The organism is Streptococcus sp. SO2 (genome assembly GCF_030440025.1).
In genome coordinates this window covers 58,288-71,755 of sequence record NZ_JAQFJH010000006.1, presented here as the reverse complement: position 1 = coordinate 71,755, position 13,468 = coordinate 58,288, and the positions used below count along the sequence as shown (strand labels likewise).

15 protein-coding genes are annotated in these 13,468 nt (G+C 39.2%); 10 read left to right on the top strand and 5 right to left on the bottom strand.

The window, feature by feature from the left end:
• Nucleotides 1-58: 58 nt before the first annotated feature.
• The 4 genes from PCY17_RS07225 (at nt 59) to PCY17_RS07210 (ending at nt 4,383) form a co-directional block, all read left to right on the top strand.
• Entirely contained in the window at nt 59-1,858 is a 1,800-nt protein-coding gene (locus PCY17_RS07225; RefSeq protein WP_301392279.1) for an FctA domain-containing protein, read from the top strand.
• A 388-nt stretch (nt 1,859-2,246) separates the two neighbouring features.
• Complete coding sequence (locus PCY17_RS07220; RefSeq protein WP_000121156.1) at nt 2,247-2,888, top strand: amino acid ABC transporter permease; 642 nt, start codon at nt 2,247-2,249, stop codon at nt 2,886-2,888.
• 10 nt (nt 2,889-2,898) lie between these two features.
• Nucleotides 2,899-3,528, top strand: a complete 630-nt coding sequence (locus PCY17_RS07215) for an amino acid ABC transporter ATP-binding protein (RefSeq protein WP_049501498.1) — start codon at nt 2,899-2,901, stop codon at nt 3,526-3,528.
• A 15-nt stretch (nt 3,529-3,543) separates the two neighbouring features.
• Nucleotides 3,544-4,383 (top strand): amino acid ABC transporter substrate-binding protein, encoded by an 840-nt coding sequence (locus PCY17_RS07210; RefSeq protein ID WP_000823413.1) that lies wholly within the window; start codon nt 3,544-3,546, stop codon nt 4,381-4,383.
• Nucleotides 4,384-4,610: 227 nt separating this feature from the next.
• Here the strand turns inward: PCY17_RS07210 and lysS are convergent, their stop codons facing one another.
• The 5 genes from lysS to PCY17_RS07185 all read right to left on the bottom strand — a co-directional run bounded on the left by lysS (nt 4,611) and on the right by PCY17_RS07185 (nt 9,094).
• Nucleotides 4,611-6,101, bottom strand: a complete 1,491-nt coding sequence (gene lysS, locus PCY17_RS07205; protein ID WP_000102443.1) for a lysine--tRNA ligase — start codon at nt 6,099-6,101, stop codon at nt 4,611-4,613.
• A 138-nt stretch (nt 6,102-6,239) separates the two neighbouring features.
• Nucleotides 6,240-6,863: a histidine phosphatase family protein gene (locus PCY17_RS07200; protein ID WP_049479414.1), complete on the bottom strand. Its 624-nt coding sequence runs from the start codon at nt 6,861-6,863 to the stop codon at nt 6,240-6,242.
• Nucleotides 6,863-7,345, bottom strand: a complete 483-nt coding sequence (locus tag PCY17_RS07195; RefSeq protein WP_049479415.1) for an aminoacyl-tRNA deacylase — start codon at nt 7,343-7,345, stop codon at nt 6,863-6,865. The genes PCY17_RS07200 and PCY17_RS07195 overlap by 1 nt, the downstream gene beginning before the upstream one ends.
• Nucleotides 7,345-8,187 (bottom strand): DUF368 domain-containing protein, encoded by an 843-nt coding sequence (locus PCY17_RS07190; RefSeq protein WP_049479426.1) that lies wholly within the window; start codon nt 8,185-8,187, stop codon nt 7,345-7,347. The genes PCY17_RS07195 and PCY17_RS07190 overlap by 1 nt, the downstream gene beginning before the upstream one ends.
• A gap of 106 nt (nt 8,188-8,293) precedes the next feature.
• Entirely contained in the window at nt 8,294-9,094 is an 801-nt protein-coding gene (locus tag PCY17_RS07185) for a glycoside hydrolase family 25 protein (RefSeq protein WP_095726064.1), read from the bottom strand.
• 155 nt (nt 9,095-9,249) lie between these two features.
• Here PCY17_RS07185 and glmU point away from each other — a divergent pair, with 155 nt between their 5' ends.
• The 6 genes from glmU (at nt 9,250) to PCY17_RS07155 (ending at nt 13,461) form a co-directional block, all read left to right on the top strand.
• A complete protein-coding gene (gene glmU / locus PCY17_RS07180; RefSeq protein ID WP_268711313.1) occupies nt 9,250-10,629 on the top strand; it encodes a bifunctional UDP-N-acetylglucosamine diphosphorylase/glucosamine-1-phosphate N-acetyltransferase GlmU in 1,380 nt (459 codons plus the stop codon).
• A gap of 9 nt (nt 10,630-10,638) precedes the next feature.
• A complete protein-coding gene (locus PCY17_RS07175) occupies nt 10,639-11,184 on the top strand; it encodes an NUDIX hydrolase (RefSeq protein ID WP_000393792.1) in 546 nt (181 codons plus the stop codon).
• An 11-nt stretch (nt 11,185-11,195) separates the two neighbouring features.
• Nucleotides 11,196-11,507 (top strand): cell wall synthase accessory phosphoprotein MacP, encoded by a 312-nt coding sequence (gene macP / locus PCY17_RS07170; protein WP_000517875.1) that lies wholly within the window; start codon nt 11,196-11,198, stop codon nt 11,505-11,507.
• Between the two features lie 15 nt (nt 11,508-11,522).
• Nucleotides 11,523-12,215, top strand: coding sequence for a 5'-methylthioadenosine/adenosylhomocysteine nucleosidase (locus tag PCY17_RS07165; RefSeq protein ID WP_009013464.1), 693 nt, complete (start codon nt 11,523-11,525; stop codon nt 12,213-12,215).
• A gap of 76 nt (nt 12,216-12,291) precedes the next feature.
• Nucleotides 12,292-12,786 (top strand): chromosome segregation protein RocS, encoded by a 495-nt coding sequence (rocS, locus tag PCY17_RS07160; protein WP_000021252.1) that lies wholly within the window; start codon nt 12,292-12,294, stop codon nt 12,784-12,786.
• 81 nt (nt 12,787-12,867) lie between these two features.
• The gene (locus PCY17_RS07155; RefSeq protein ID WP_049518603.1) at nt 12,868-13,461 is read left to right on the top strand and encodes a 3'-5' exonuclease; all 594 of its coding nucleotides are present in this window, start codon (nt 12,868-12,870) and stop codon (nt 13,459-13,461) included.
• Nucleotides 13,462-13,468 lie beyond the last annotated feature (7 nt).

Here is a 13,468-nt window from a genome sequence, read left to right as displayed (position 1 = left end):
AAGAATATATAATAATAAATAAGGGAATCTATCCCCAAAAATAAAGGAGGCAAATGTTGTGAAAAAGATTAATAAAAAACTTTCTCATGCATTCATGGCGCTATTGTTAGTAGCTTCAGTATTTATCCCAGTACTAAGAACTAGCAATGTGGTTAAAGCTGCTGAACTACCATCTAGTAGCTATACGCTAACGACAGTACCGACAATTAACAATAATAAGTTAGTTGACGGTGCAGAGTATGGTGAAGGGAAATTTTACCTTCAAACCACCTACAAATTCGACAACTCAACAACGTTGAAGAATGGTGACTTTATGGTTTATAAAGTTCCAAATGAATTCAAAATTGAAACAGATTCAACTACTGAAATCTTTGGTAACGATGGAGTCACTAAAGTTGCTGAGTTAACGACAAATAAGTCTGTAAATACAGCGACTGTAACGGTAACTAACGAAGATTATTTTGCTAACTTACCTGAAGAGAAACAAATTTCGGCCTTATTTACTGTTGTATGGGCTGATAATGTTGAACTCAATAAATCATATCCAATCGACATTCCTGGAGCAGGAGTATACAATTTGACTCGTATTGTTCCAGATGAGGATCCAACAGGATTTACTAAATGGGGAGTTCAAGATACGAACGATCCAAATTATATTAATTGGTATATTCGCGTAAACAAATATGCTAATCCTTATGAAGGCGTTTCGATTCAAGATACAATCCCTGAAGGGCAAGTATTAGCTAGTGAGATTACAGGTTACTACTTTACTGAATGGGGTAAGGATGAACATCATCCTCTTTTGAATCCAAGTCACATTGTTGTTCAAGATTCTAATCGCTTCACTATTACTCCAAATGGTAATGGTGATCTAATCAACCAAGGTTTGTATGTAGTTTATAAGACTCGTATCACAGCTCCAGTTGATAATACAACAAAGAAAGCTTTCAATAACGTTAAAATTACGACTTCGACTGAAAACTTTGATGTAGAAGGTTTTGCACCATTAACCACAACTGAAGGTATTAGTTCAGGTTCACGTTCTACAGAAGTTTCATTTGAGGTTTCTAAGCAGTTAAAAGGAAAAGACTTAGCTGCTGAAGAATTTAGCTTCCAACTACTTGATCCAAACGGATCAGTTGTGGAAACTGTTAAGAATGATAAAGATGGCAAAGTGAAATTTAAAGCCGTTAAATTCTCTACAGTGGGTACTTATAAGTATCAGATCAAAGAAGTTAATGATCAAAAACCAGGTTTTGCTTACGATGATAAGACTATTAACGCAGAAGTTACTGTAACAGATGTTTATGGTGAGAAGTTTGCAAGTGTTAAATATGACAATAAAGTTTTTGTAAATTCGTATTCTGCTAAATCTGCAACAACTTCAATTACTGCTAAAAAAGTCCTAAATGGTAAAACTCTTGAGGCAGATAAATATGAATTTGAATTGAAAGAAGGCGACAAACTTGTAGCTACAGCTAAGAATGCTGCAGACGGAACAGTTGCTTTCCCAGCAATTGAATATACTGCTGCAGGAACTCACATGTATACTATCACTGAAAAAGATGGTGGTGAAGCTGGTGTAACTTATGATAAAAATGCTTATACAGTAACAGTAAAAGTTGTAGACAATGGTCAAGGTCAACTTGTAGCAACAGTTACAGGTAATAATCCAACCATCACAAATACTTATGCTGCTGAGACTCCGGGTTCTTCAGATAACAAACCTAAACAACCAGAAGAAAATAAAGAACTACCAAATACTGGTACATCTGAAATGACTATCTTGCTTACTGTTGTAGGAGTAGTACTTGCATTTGGTTCCATTCTCTTATTCCGTTTCAAAAAAGTTAAATAATCTAGTTGAAAAATTTTGATGCCCTTGCTATGGCATCATCAAAGAGCTACTTGTATGGATAGTAGAAATGATACTATTCTTATAAAGTGGTTCTTTTTTATATCTCTAGAGGTATGAAGTGAATGAGAGTAAATAGAGTTCTATATCATTGAAATCTTTATAGATATTTGATAAAAATATTTTGATTATTGTTCTCTCAGAATTAGAAGTTAAACCTATATTCTCGTCTAGAATCCTTATAATTCTTCGAATTCTGTAAGATGATATTTCGCTCTGATTTCTTAGATAAAGGTGTATAGTTCAATAATTATAGAATTTTTTTACAAAAACCCTTGCTAAATTGTTTATTTATGCTATAATAGGAACAATAATTTTTAGGAGGTGCAGTATGTCTTATATGTTTGAGATATTACCAAGTTTATTGAACGGTGCAAGTATGACTCTTCAAGTCTTTGCTCTGGTCTTGATCTTTTCAATTCCTTTAGGTATTGTCGTTGCCTTTGCTTTACAAGTCCGCTGGAAACCCCTCCATTATCTGATTGACCTTTATATTTGGGTGATGCGAGGGACTCCCTTGCTCTTGCAATTAATCTTTATTTACTATGTTCTCCCTAGCATTGGGATACGTTTAGATCGTTTGCCTGCTGCTGTGATCGCTTTTGTATTGAACTATGCAGCCTACTTTGCTGAAATCTTTCGTGGTGGGATTGAAACCATTCCTAAAGGTCAATATGAGGCTGCTAAGGTTTTGAAGTTTAGTCCTTTTGACACAGTGCGCTATATTATTTTGCCTCAGGTTACAAAGATTGTCTTACCGAGCGTCTTTAATGAAATCATGAGTTTAGTCAAGGATACTTCATTGGTTTATGCCCTTGGGATTTCAGATTTGATTTTGGCAAGTCGGACAGCAGCCAATCGAGATGCTAGTCTTGTTCCTATGTTCTTAGCCGGAGCGATTTATTTGATTATGATTGGTCTTGTAACCATTGTAGCGAAAAAACTTGAGAAGAAGTACAGTTATTACAGATAGGAGGATTGCTATGTTAGAATTACAAAATATCAACAAGGCCTTTGGTGGCAAACAAATCTTAACCAACTTCAGCCTATCTATTCCTGAAAAGCAAATCCTTGCAATCGTAGGTCCATCAGGAGGCGGAAAGACAACCCTATTACGTATGTTAGCTGGATTGGAAACCATCGATTCGGGGGAAATCTACTATAACGGCGAATCGCTAGCTATAGACGAACTAGAAAAGCGCAATCTTCTGGGATTTGTTTTCCAAGATTTTCAACTCTTTCCGCATTTGTCAGTTCTAGATAACTTAACTCTGTCGCCCATAAAAACGATGAGCATGGAGAAGGAAGTTGCTGAGAAGAGGGCGCGTGGTTTGTTAGAACAGCTTGGGTTAGCTGGACATGCAGATGCCTTTCCATTCTCACTTTCAGGTGGGCAAAAACAACGGGTGGCCTTAGCACGCGCCATGATGATAAACCCAGAAATTATTGGATATGATGAGCCTACATCAGCCTTAGACCCAGAATTGCGATTAGAAGTAGAAAAACTTATCCTTCAAAATAAAGAGCGTGGGATGACCCAGATTGTTGTGACCCACGATCTTCAGTTTGCGGAAAACATTGCTGATCAGATCCTTAAGGTTGATCCAAAGTAGGACTAGGAGGTGCCTATGAAGAGAAAGAAAATTGCCCTTGTACTTGCTCTGTTCTTTAGCTTCTTCCTGACGGCTTGTACTCAGAAGGCAAGTGATCCAAATCAGGATAATTGGGCCAAATATCAAAAACAGGGAAGCATTACCATTGGCTTTGACAATACCTTTGTTCCCATGGGATTTGAGGAAAAGAATGGCCAGTATGCAGGCTTTGATATTGACCTGGCCCAAGCTGTTTCTGAAAAGCTAGGAATTCAGATTAAATTTCAACCCATCGACTGGGATATGAAAGAAACCGAGCTACAAAATGGTACCATTGATGCCATCTGGAATGGCTATACAGCTACAGATGAACGGAAAGAGAAGGTTGCTTTTACCATTCCTTACATGGAAAATCAACAAGTTTTGGTCTCTAAAAAGTCTCAAAATATCCACTCAATTCAGGATATGACTGACAAAGTTTTAGGGGCCCAGGCAGGATCTTCTGGCTATTTGAATTTTGAAGGACAACCCGAACTACTCAAGAATCAAGTGAAAGATCAGAAGGCCAATCAATACCAAAGTTTCAATGAAGCCTTGATTGATTTGAAAAATGATCGGATTGATGCCCTTGTGATTGACCGGGTATATGCCAATTATTATCTCCAGTCTGAAGGAATATTAAATGACTACAATGTCTTTTCAGCTGGATTTGAAAGTGAAGCATTTGCAGTGGGTGTTAGACCTGCTGATAAAACTTTGCTAGCTGCTCTGAATCAGGCTTTTATATCACTATACCAAGAAGGAAAATTCCAGGAAATCAGCCAGAAATGGTTTGGGGAAGATGTAGCCACCAGTCAAGTTAAAAATCAAGAATAAGAAAAGAGATTGAGTTTTTTCTCAGTCTCTTTTTGCATCGAAAAATCCTCTGGAAAGTACCAGAGGATAAGGGTTTATACTCAATGAAAATCAAAGAGCAAACTAGGAAGTTAGCCGCAGGCTGCTCAAAACACTGTTTTGAGGTTGTAGATAAGATTGACAAAGTCAGGAACATATATCTACGGCAAGGCAACGCTGACGTGGTTTGAAGAGATTTTCGAAGAGTATTATTTCATTGTTGGGAAGAGCAATACGTCACGGATAGTAGTTGTATCAGTGAGGAGCATGCAGAGACGGTCGATACCGATACCCAAACCACCTGTTGGTGGCATACCGTATTCAAGAGCTTCAATGTAGTCGTAATCGATACCTGTTGCTTCATCGTCACCAAGTTCTTTAGCTTTGGCTTGGGCTTCAAAGCGACTAAGTTGGTCGATTGGGTCGTTCAACTCGGTAAAGGCATTACCGTATTCCTTGGTCATAATGAAGAGCTCAAAACGGTCAGTAAAGCGGTTGTCTTCAGGATTTTTCTTAGCGAGTGGAGACACAGCTACTGGATGACCATAGACAAAGGTTGGTTGAATCAAGGTTTCTTCAACGAACTCTTCAAAGAAGGCGTTGATAATGTGACCAACTTCAGTGTAGTGTTTTTCAACTGGAACTTTCTTCTCAGCAGCGATAGCTTTAGCTTCCTCGAAAGTCATGTCTTGCCAGAAGTCTACACCAGTAATTTCCTTGATAGCATCTACCATGTGAACACGTTTAAATGGTTCGTTGATCTTAATTTCAGTACCTTGATAGTTAACTGGACCATCACCTTTAACTGATTTAGCAGCGTGTTGGATAATACCTTCCGTCAAGTCCATGATATCTTGGAAGTCTGCATAAGCTTGGTAAACTTCGATAGAAGTGAATTCAGGGTTGTGAGTAGCGTCCATTCCTTCGTTACGGAAGATACGGCCAATTTCATAGACACGTTCCATACCACCAACGATAAGACGTTTTAAGTGAAGCTCGGTCGCGATACGAAGCACCATGTCAATGTTCTGTGCATTGTGGTGAGTGATAAATGGACGAGCAGCAGCACCACCGGCTTCATTATGAAGAACAGGTGTTTCCACTTCAAGGAAACCTTTTTGATCTAGATAACGACGGATTTCAGAGATGATTTTTGAACGAGTGACAAAGCGCTCAAAGCTTTCACGGTTAGAAATCAAGTCAAGGTAACGTTTACGATAAATTGTTTCAACGTCTGTCAAACCGTGGAATTTCTCAGGAAGTGGGCGAAGTGCTTTAGACAAGTGAGTGATATGAGTTGCCTTGATAGAGAGTTCACCCATATCCGTACGCATGACTTCACCTTCGACACCGAGGAAGTCACCGAGGTCAGCCTTTTTGAAGATTTCGTAGTTTTCTTCACCGACTTCATCTTTACGAACGTAGATTTGGATTTGACCTTCACGGTCTTGGAGATGGGCAAAGCCAACTTTCCCTTTACCACGTTTAGTTACTAAGCGTCCAGCGATAGTAGCAGTTTCATTTAGTTCATGTAATTGTTCTTTATCAAGTTCTGCAAATTTGTCTTTTAGTTCTTGAGAGTTAGCAGTACGTTCAAAACGTTTTCCGAAGGGATCAATTCCTTGTTCACGGAGCGCAGCCATTTTTTCACGGCGAACGATCTGCTGGTCATTTAGTTCTTCCATATGTTCTGTAGACATGGGTTCCTCCTAATTTTACTCAAAATTTAATACGATGAGTCATTTTTTGCGATACTCCCATTTTATCATAAATAGCAGAGAAATTCACGGATATTCTTTGAAAACTAAAAAGAACTTGACTATTAAGATCAAGTTCCATTATTTTCTTTGATAGGAAGTGTCATTCCATCTTTCTAGAGTGAAGGTTTCAAAATCATCGGTCTCTAAAACTGTCAGACTAGCATTGGCCAAGCCTCCTTCTTTGCGGAGGTGAGCCTCTTTATAGCCTATAAGTGTACGAAGGCTAGCAGTGAGATTGGCCCCATGCCCGACAATCAGAATGTTTTCAGCCGGACTTTCTTTCAGAGATTTGATAAACTGAATGGTTCGCTGAGTCGTAGAGTAGAGGGACTCAGCTTCAAACATCTTCGTATCAAACTGAGCCAGATTAGAGCGAAAGGCCTTGATTTGTTGTGGGTAGATGGCATTGAGCGTAGCAATTTTTAATCCCTCTAGTTTGCCAAGTTGCCATTCACGTAGGTCAGGAATGCTTTTTAAAGGACAAGGAGCCTGGAGTTGACTTTGGATTATTTCAGCAGACTTAACTGCTCTGGGTAAATCACTAGAATAAATCGTATCAAAATGAATTTCATTGAGATACTGCCCAAGTTGTTTTAGGATGTCAATGGACTCTGAAAGAAGGGGAGAGTCGCCACTAGCACCTTGAAAACGTCCTTCAAGATTCCAGACAGTCCGACCATGACGGACAAAATAGAGTTTCATCAGTTGTTTTCCTCCAAGATATCAGCAAAGTCCGCTTTTACAAAGCTGGCTAAGTCTTGAGGTCGGATGATGATACTATGCCCGACTTCTCCAGCAGAGACAATCATTTTGTCTAAATCCAAAGCAGTCTGATCAATAAAAATAGGATAATTGTGTTTTTGGCGAATGCCGACGGGGTTATTAGCCCCATGAATATAGCCTGTCGTTTTTTCCAGATCTTTTTGAGGAATCATGCTCACTTTTTTATTACCAGAAACCTTTGCTAGTTTTTTCTCAGCGAGGTGTTCTGTTATGGGAACGATTCCGATGATTGGGCCTGTTTTGTCCCCTAATAGAGCCAAGGTTTTAAAGATGTGAGTTCGATCATATTCTGAAGGAAGTTCACCCTCAAGCGCATTGATCTGAATACCAGTATGGTCAATACCCGCCTTGGTCAAGATTTGTTCGACCAAGGTTTTTTTTATCTTAACTTTCTTTGCCATTATTTATACTTATCCTCCAATTGACTCATCCAGATACCAAGCCAAATTCCAAGCGCAAAGAAGAAGGCAATGAGAACATAACTCACAATAGAAAGTCCAGTGTATTGGATACTTTCAGCATTTCCAGCATTTGGAATCAAAATTAAGAGGGTGCTTGATAGCACAATCCCAATGATGAAGTGATAAACACGCGAGTGGTAGTTGTTCAAGGCGTGGTCCATTAATTTTGAAAAAATGATGAGGGTTGCACCTGCACCAATTCCGATAGGAAGGAAAGTACCAAATAAATCAAAGGTCTTAAAACCAGTGAGCATTGGAGCGTACAGTCCTAAAATCAAGAGTAGATTTGACGGACTTAAACCAGGCACCAAGACACCAAGCGCTAAAAGAGCACCCGCTAAGATGAAACTAGCGAAACTAGCACTGAGAGAACCAACAACAAAGTTTAGCGCGTAGAGCCCGACACCTGAAAGGATAAAGGTAGTCCAGAACCAGACTAGGTCAATCTTATCGCGATCAGATTCTCGAGTAGATTCTTTAAGGAGGCTAGGAACTGTACCGATGATAGCTCCAGCAAAACTCCATAAAACATAGACTTGGTAATTTTCTAGCAGATACTCAATTGGATAAGAAAACAAACCAATGCCTAGCAACATCCCGATTGCTACTGGGATAAAGTATAGGACATTCTCTTTAAAATCCTTAAAGGGATGAGCCAGAAAGCTAATCATTCGCTCGTAAATTCCCAAAATAGCTGCTAAAACACCACCAGAAATTCCAGGTAGGATAAATCCTAAGGCGATGACGATTCCTTTAATAACTCTTGCAATCCATGAAAACATCATAAAATCCTCAATTTCATAAAATTCTTTCTCTATTCTATCAATTATAACACAGACGAGAAGAAAATGAAAAAACAAGTGAAAAAGAGAGCAATTTTCACTTGTTTTATGGTCTTAAAAATAGTTTTCTGAAGGTTTCTTCTTTTTCCTTCAAGGTAGAAATGAGATTAATATCTAAATGATGCTCAAATCCAGCAATTCTTCCTTTTGAAGTATACTGATGGAGGTCATAGTCTAAATCAGTATTAGGCGTGGTTTCAAAGTAACCTGAATTCGTTCCATAAGATGGAATCCAGACAGCAGAGAACTTATCTGTATTGATACTATGCTCTTGCATGAAATAAACACCGATGTAAATTCCGATATTTTTGGCGCCAAGGGCTTCTAGTTTAGCCCTAAAAGCTTCAACACCTTCGTTCATATCGGACATTGTTTTTTCTTCAACATCGAGCCAATAGTAACTAGGGTTGTATGGAGAAGCAGCATTGTAGAAAACCTCAGCAGCTTTTTCCATTTCTTCCTTACTAGTACCTGCTAGATAGGCATAAACAGCAACTGGAACATTCCGCTTTTGAAATTCTGAAATATGATTTATATAGGCTTTATCGACACCATTGACATAGGCGGCATTATTTGTTTCAGTATGCTGACCCCCATTGTGGACGCGAACAATAACACCAGAAATATTTTGAGATAAGGTATCGTAGTTGATTTCCTCAGGTATTTGCCAGCCAGAGACGTCAATAATAGGTTTGTCAAGATTATGCAAGGCCCGATTTTCAACCTGGACTGCATTGGGTTTTGATTTGACAGGATGGTCTTCATAAGTTGGTCTATTGAGGATCAAAATAGCTATAAATATAGTAAATAAAGTAAAAATAATAGCTGGATGAATCTTTTTTCTCATATTTAAATAGTTTAACGTAAATAGATAAAAAAATCAAAGAAAACATCGGAAAAAGTGAATATATGGGCGTCTTTTCCCTATTTCTCTGTTTGTTTACTCCTAAGAAACTAAATTATGGTATAATATAAGGGAATTTCTAGAGAAAAGAGAAGATTATGTCAAATTATGCCATTATTCTAGCAGCGGGTAAAGGTACTCGCATGAAATCAGATCTTCCAAAGGTACTTCATAAAGTAGCTGGAATTTCGATGTTGGAACATGTTTTTCGTAGTGTTGGTGCTATTCAACCTGAAAAAACAGTTACTGTAGTTGGTCACAAGGCAGAGCTAGTTGAGCAAGTATTAGCCGGTCAGACGGACTTTGTTACCCAAACAGAACAACTAGGAACTGGGCATGCTGTCATGATGGCAGAGCCTATTCTCCAAAATCGTACTGGCCACACCTTGGTTATTGCTGGGGATACTCCTCTGATTACAGGTGAAAGCTTGAAAAATCTCTTGGATTTCCATATCAATCACAAAAATGTTGCGACGATCTTGACAGCTGAAGCAGCAAATCCTTTTGGATACGGTCGAATTGTCCGTAACGATAATGCAGAAGTTCTTCGTATTGTTGAGCAAAAAGATGCCACAGACTTTGAAAAGCAAATTAAGGAAATCAATACAGGAACTTATGTATTTGACAATGAACGTCTTTTTGAGGCTCTTAAAAACATCAACACCAACAATGCCCAAGGTGAGTACTATATTACTGACGTGATTGGTATTTTCCGTAATGCTGGTGAAAAGGTTGGGGCCTATACTCTCAAGGATTTTGATGAAAGCCTTGGTGTAAATGACCGTGTAGCTCTTGCTACTGCAGAAGCAGTTATGCGTCGCCGCATCAATCAAAAGCACATGGTTAATGGTGTTAGTTTTGTCAATCCGGAAGCAACTTACATCGACATTGATGTTGAGATTGCTCCCGAAGTCCAAATCGAAGCTAATGTTACCTTGAAAGGTCAAACGAAGATTGGTGCTGAGACTGTTTTGACAAACGGTACTTACGTAGTGGATAGCACTATCGGAGCTGGAGCTGTGATTACGAATTCCATGATTGAGGAAAGTACGGTTGCAGATGGCGTGACTGTAGGTCCTTATGCCCATATCCGACCAGGTTCAAGTCTGGCTGCTCAAGTTCACATTGGAAATTTTGTTGAAGTAAAAGGATCTTCAATCGGTGAAAATACCAAGGCGGGTCATTTGACTTATATTGGAAACTGTGAAGTGGGTAGCAACGTTAATTTTGGTGCAGGAACTATTACAGTCAACTACGATGGTAAAAACAAATACAAAACTGTCATTGGCAATAATGTCTTTGTTGGCTCAAACTCAACTATTATTGCTCCTGTAGAACTTGGGGATAATTCTCTAGTTGGAGCAGGTTCAACCATTACCAAGAATGTTCCTGCTGATGCCATTGCTATCGGCCGTGGACGTCAGGTCAACAAAGATGAATATGCGACTCGCCTCCCTCATCATCCAAAGAACCAGTAGGAGTCTGTCATGGAATTTGAAGAAAAAACGATTAGTCGGAAGGAAATCTATCAAGGTCCTATTTTCAAACTAGTACAAGACCAGGTGGAGCTACCAGAAGGAAAGGGGACTGCCCAACGTGACTTGATTTTTCACAATGGAGCTGTTTGTGTACTAGCTGTGACAGCTGAGGACAAAATCGTTCTCGTTAAGCAATACCGAAAGGCAATCGAGGCGATTTCTTATGAGATTCCTGCTGGTAAACTAGAACTTGGTGAAAATGCTGATCCAATGGCGGCGGCCCTTCGTGAATTGGAAGAAGAAGTTGCCTACACAGCTAAGTTAGAACTGTTGTACGATTTCTATTCTGCGATTGGATTTTGTAATGAAAAACTAAAACTCTACCTCGCTAGTGATTTGGTCAAGGAGGAAAATCCTCGCCCACAAGATGATGATGAAACTTTGGAAGTTTTAGAAGTAAGCCTAGAGGAAGCCAAGAACCTGATCCAGTCAGGTCATATCTGTGATGCCAAGACCATTATGGCGATTCAGTACTGGGAACTACAAAAGAAATAGAGGAGCAACCCATGGGAAAACCTTTATTAACAGACGAAATGATTGAACGTGCCAACCGTGGTGAGAAAATATCAGGACCACCTCTTCAAGATGATGAGGAAACAAAGATCCTACCAACGTCTTCACAACATTTTGGTTATTCACGTTCTACAGACCACGGTTTTAGTCAAGATACCTTAACAATCGAAGTAGAGCCAACGATTCATAAGAGTCGCCGCATTGAGAATACCAAGAGAAATGTTTTTAATTCGAAACTCAATCGTATCTTGTTTGCAGTCATCCTACTTTTGATTTTGTTAATTTTAGCGATGAAACTCTTGTAATTGAAAGGACTTGAAATGAAAATTGGAATCATTGCTGCCATGCCAGAAGAACTCGTATATTTGACTCAGAATTTGGAAAAACCTAAAGAAGTCCAAGTCTTAGGAAATACTTACTACACTGGCTCTGTTGGCAATACAGAAGTCGTTCTAGTTCAGAGTGGGATTGGAAAGGTCATGTCGGCTATGAGTGTAGCAGTGTTAGCTGACCATTTTCAGGTAGAAGCTATCATCAATACAGGATCAGCAGGTGCTCTTGCTGAAGGGATTGCTGTTGGAGATCTAGTGATTGCGGATAAGTTGGCTTATCATGATGTGGATGTGACTGCTTTTGGCTACGCTTATGGTCAGATGGCTGGTCAGCCTCTTTACTTTGAATCTGATAAGAAGTTTATCGCTAGGATTAAAGAAAACTTATCTCAGTTAGAACAGACCTGGCACCTAGGCTTGATTGCTACAGGGGACAGTTTTATAGCTGGAGATGATAAGATTGCTAGTATCAAATCCCACTTCCCAGATGTTCTAGCTGTTGAGATGGAGGGTGCAGCCATTGCTCAGGCAGCTCAGGCTCTTGGCTTACCTTTCCTAGTCATTCGAGCTATGAGTGACAATGCCAATCACGAGGCCTCTATCTCATTCGATGAGTTTATCATTGAAGCTGGACGTCGTTCTGCCCAAGTCTTACTAGCCTTTTTAAAGGCCTTAGATTAAGCGGAAATTTGACAGTTTATCTAGCTTATGATAAGATTTAAATAAAGAAAAGCTAGAAAACGTTTCAGAGGATATTATGAGTATTGAAATGACCGTCAGTGAGATTGCAGAGGTCTTAGGACTATCTCGTCAAGCAATCAACAATCGTGTCAAAGAACTTCCAGAAGAGGACACGAAAAAAAATGACAAAGGTGTAACTGTAGTTACTCGAAGTGGCTTGATCAAGCTAGAAGAAATCTACAAAAAAACAATTTTTGAAGATGAACCAGTCAGTGATGATGTCAAACAACGTGAACTGATGGAAATCTTGGTCGATGAGAAAAACGCTGAAATTCTTCGCTTGTACGAGCAGCTCAAGGCCAAAGACCGGCAGTTATCAGAAAAAGATGAACAGATGCGAATCAAAGACCGACAGATTGCTGAAAAGGACAAACAGTTGGACCAACAGCAACAGTTAACTCTTCAAGCCATGAAGGATCAAGAAACCTTGAAACTCGAGTTGGACCAAGCAAAAGAAGAAGTCCAAGCAACCAAAAAAGGCTTTTTTGCTCGCCTTTTTGGAGGAAAATAAAGAAGCTGTTTGGGTTACTCACTAACCTAATGGCTTCTTTTATTATTTATAGTTTAGTTTGGGTAGTAATTGAGGTAAATAATGGAAAAATTAAGAGATTATATCGCCTTTGATTTGGAATTCAACCAACACGAGGGGGTTACCCATTTAATTCAAGTATCAGCAGTCCATTTTCAAGATGGGCAAGAATGTGCTGCTTTTGACTCTTATGTTCATACTACAGCCCCATTGAAGAGTTTTATCAATGGTTTGACTGGAATCACAGCTGAAACCTTGAAAGATGCGCCAAAAGTAGAACAAGTTTTAAAGGACTTTCAGGCATTTGTTGGCGACATACCTATCGTTGGTTACAATGCAGCTAAGAGTGATTTACCTATTCTCTTGGAGCATGGTATTGATTATCGTGACCAGTATAAGGTTGATCTATATGAGGAGGCTTTTGAACGCCGTAGTTCTGATCTACACGGCATAGCCAATCTTAAATTGCAAACTGTAGCGAATTTTTTAGGCTTTCACGGGAAGTCTCATAACAGTTTAGAGGATGCCCGCATGACGGCGCGTGTTTACGAAGCTTTTTTGGAATCAGATGAAGGAAAGCTATTAATAGAAGACCAGAGTAGTTTTTCTATGAATAATCCTTTTGGTGGCTTAGATTTATCCCAATTTTTAGACTAGGAGTGCT

Bases quoted from the DNA above. Each gene is read 5' to 3' on its own strand.
- PCY17_RS07220 (WP_000121156.1), top strand. From the start codon at position 2,247: ATGTCTTATATGTTTGAGATATTACCAAGTTTATTGAACGGTGCAAGT.
- PCY17_RS07215 (WP_049501498.1), top strand. From the start codon at position 2,899: ATGTTAGAATTACAAAATATCAACAAGGCCTTTGGTGGCAAACAAATC.
- PCY17_RS07210 (WP_000823413.1), top strand. From the start codon at position 3,544: ATGAAGAGAAAGAAAATTGCCCTTGTACTTGCTCTGTTCTTTAGCTTC.
- lysS (WP_000102443.1), bottom strand. From the start codon at position 6,101: ATGTCTACAGAACATATGGAAGAACTAAATGACCAGCAGATCGTTCGC.
- PCY17_RS07200 (WP_049479414.1), bottom strand. From the start codon at position 6,863: ATGAAACTCTATTTTGTCCGTCATGGTCGGACTGTCTGGAATCTTGAA.
- PCY17_RS07195 (WP_049479415.1), bottom strand. From the start codon at position 7,345: ATGGCAAAGAAAGTTAAGATAAAAAAAACCTTGGTCGAACAAATCTTG.
- PCY17_RS07190 (WP_049479426.1), bottom strand. From the start codon at position 8,187: ATGTTTTCATGGATTGCAAGAGTTATTAAAGGAATCGTCATCGCCTTA.
- PCY17_RS07185 (WP_095726064.1), bottom strand. From the start codon at position 9,094: ATGAGAAAAAAGATTCATCCAGCTATTATTTTTACTTTATTTACTATA.
- glmU (WP_268711313.1), top strand. From the start codon at position 9,250: ATGTCAAATTATGCCATTATTCTAGCAGCGGGTAAAGGTACTCGCATG.
- PCY17_RS07175 (WP_000393792.1), top strand. From the start codon at position 10,639: ATGGAATTTGAAGAAAAAACGATTAGTCGGAAGGAAATCTATCAAGGT.
- macP (WP_000517875.1), top strand. From the start codon at position 11,196: ATGGGAAAACCTTTATTAACAGACGAAATGATTGAACGTGCCAACCGT.
- PCY17_RS07165 (WP_009013464.1), top strand. From the start codon at position 11,523: ATGAAAATTGGAATCATTGCTGCCATGCCAGAAGAACTCGTATATTTG.
- rocS (WP_000021252.1), top strand. From the start codon at position 12,292: ATGAGTATTGAAATGACCGTCAGTGAGATTGCAGAGGTCTTAGGACTA.
- PCY17_RS07155 (WP_049518603.1), top strand. From the start codon at position 12,868: ATGGAAAAATTAAGAGATTATATCGCCTTTGATTTGGAATTCAACCAA.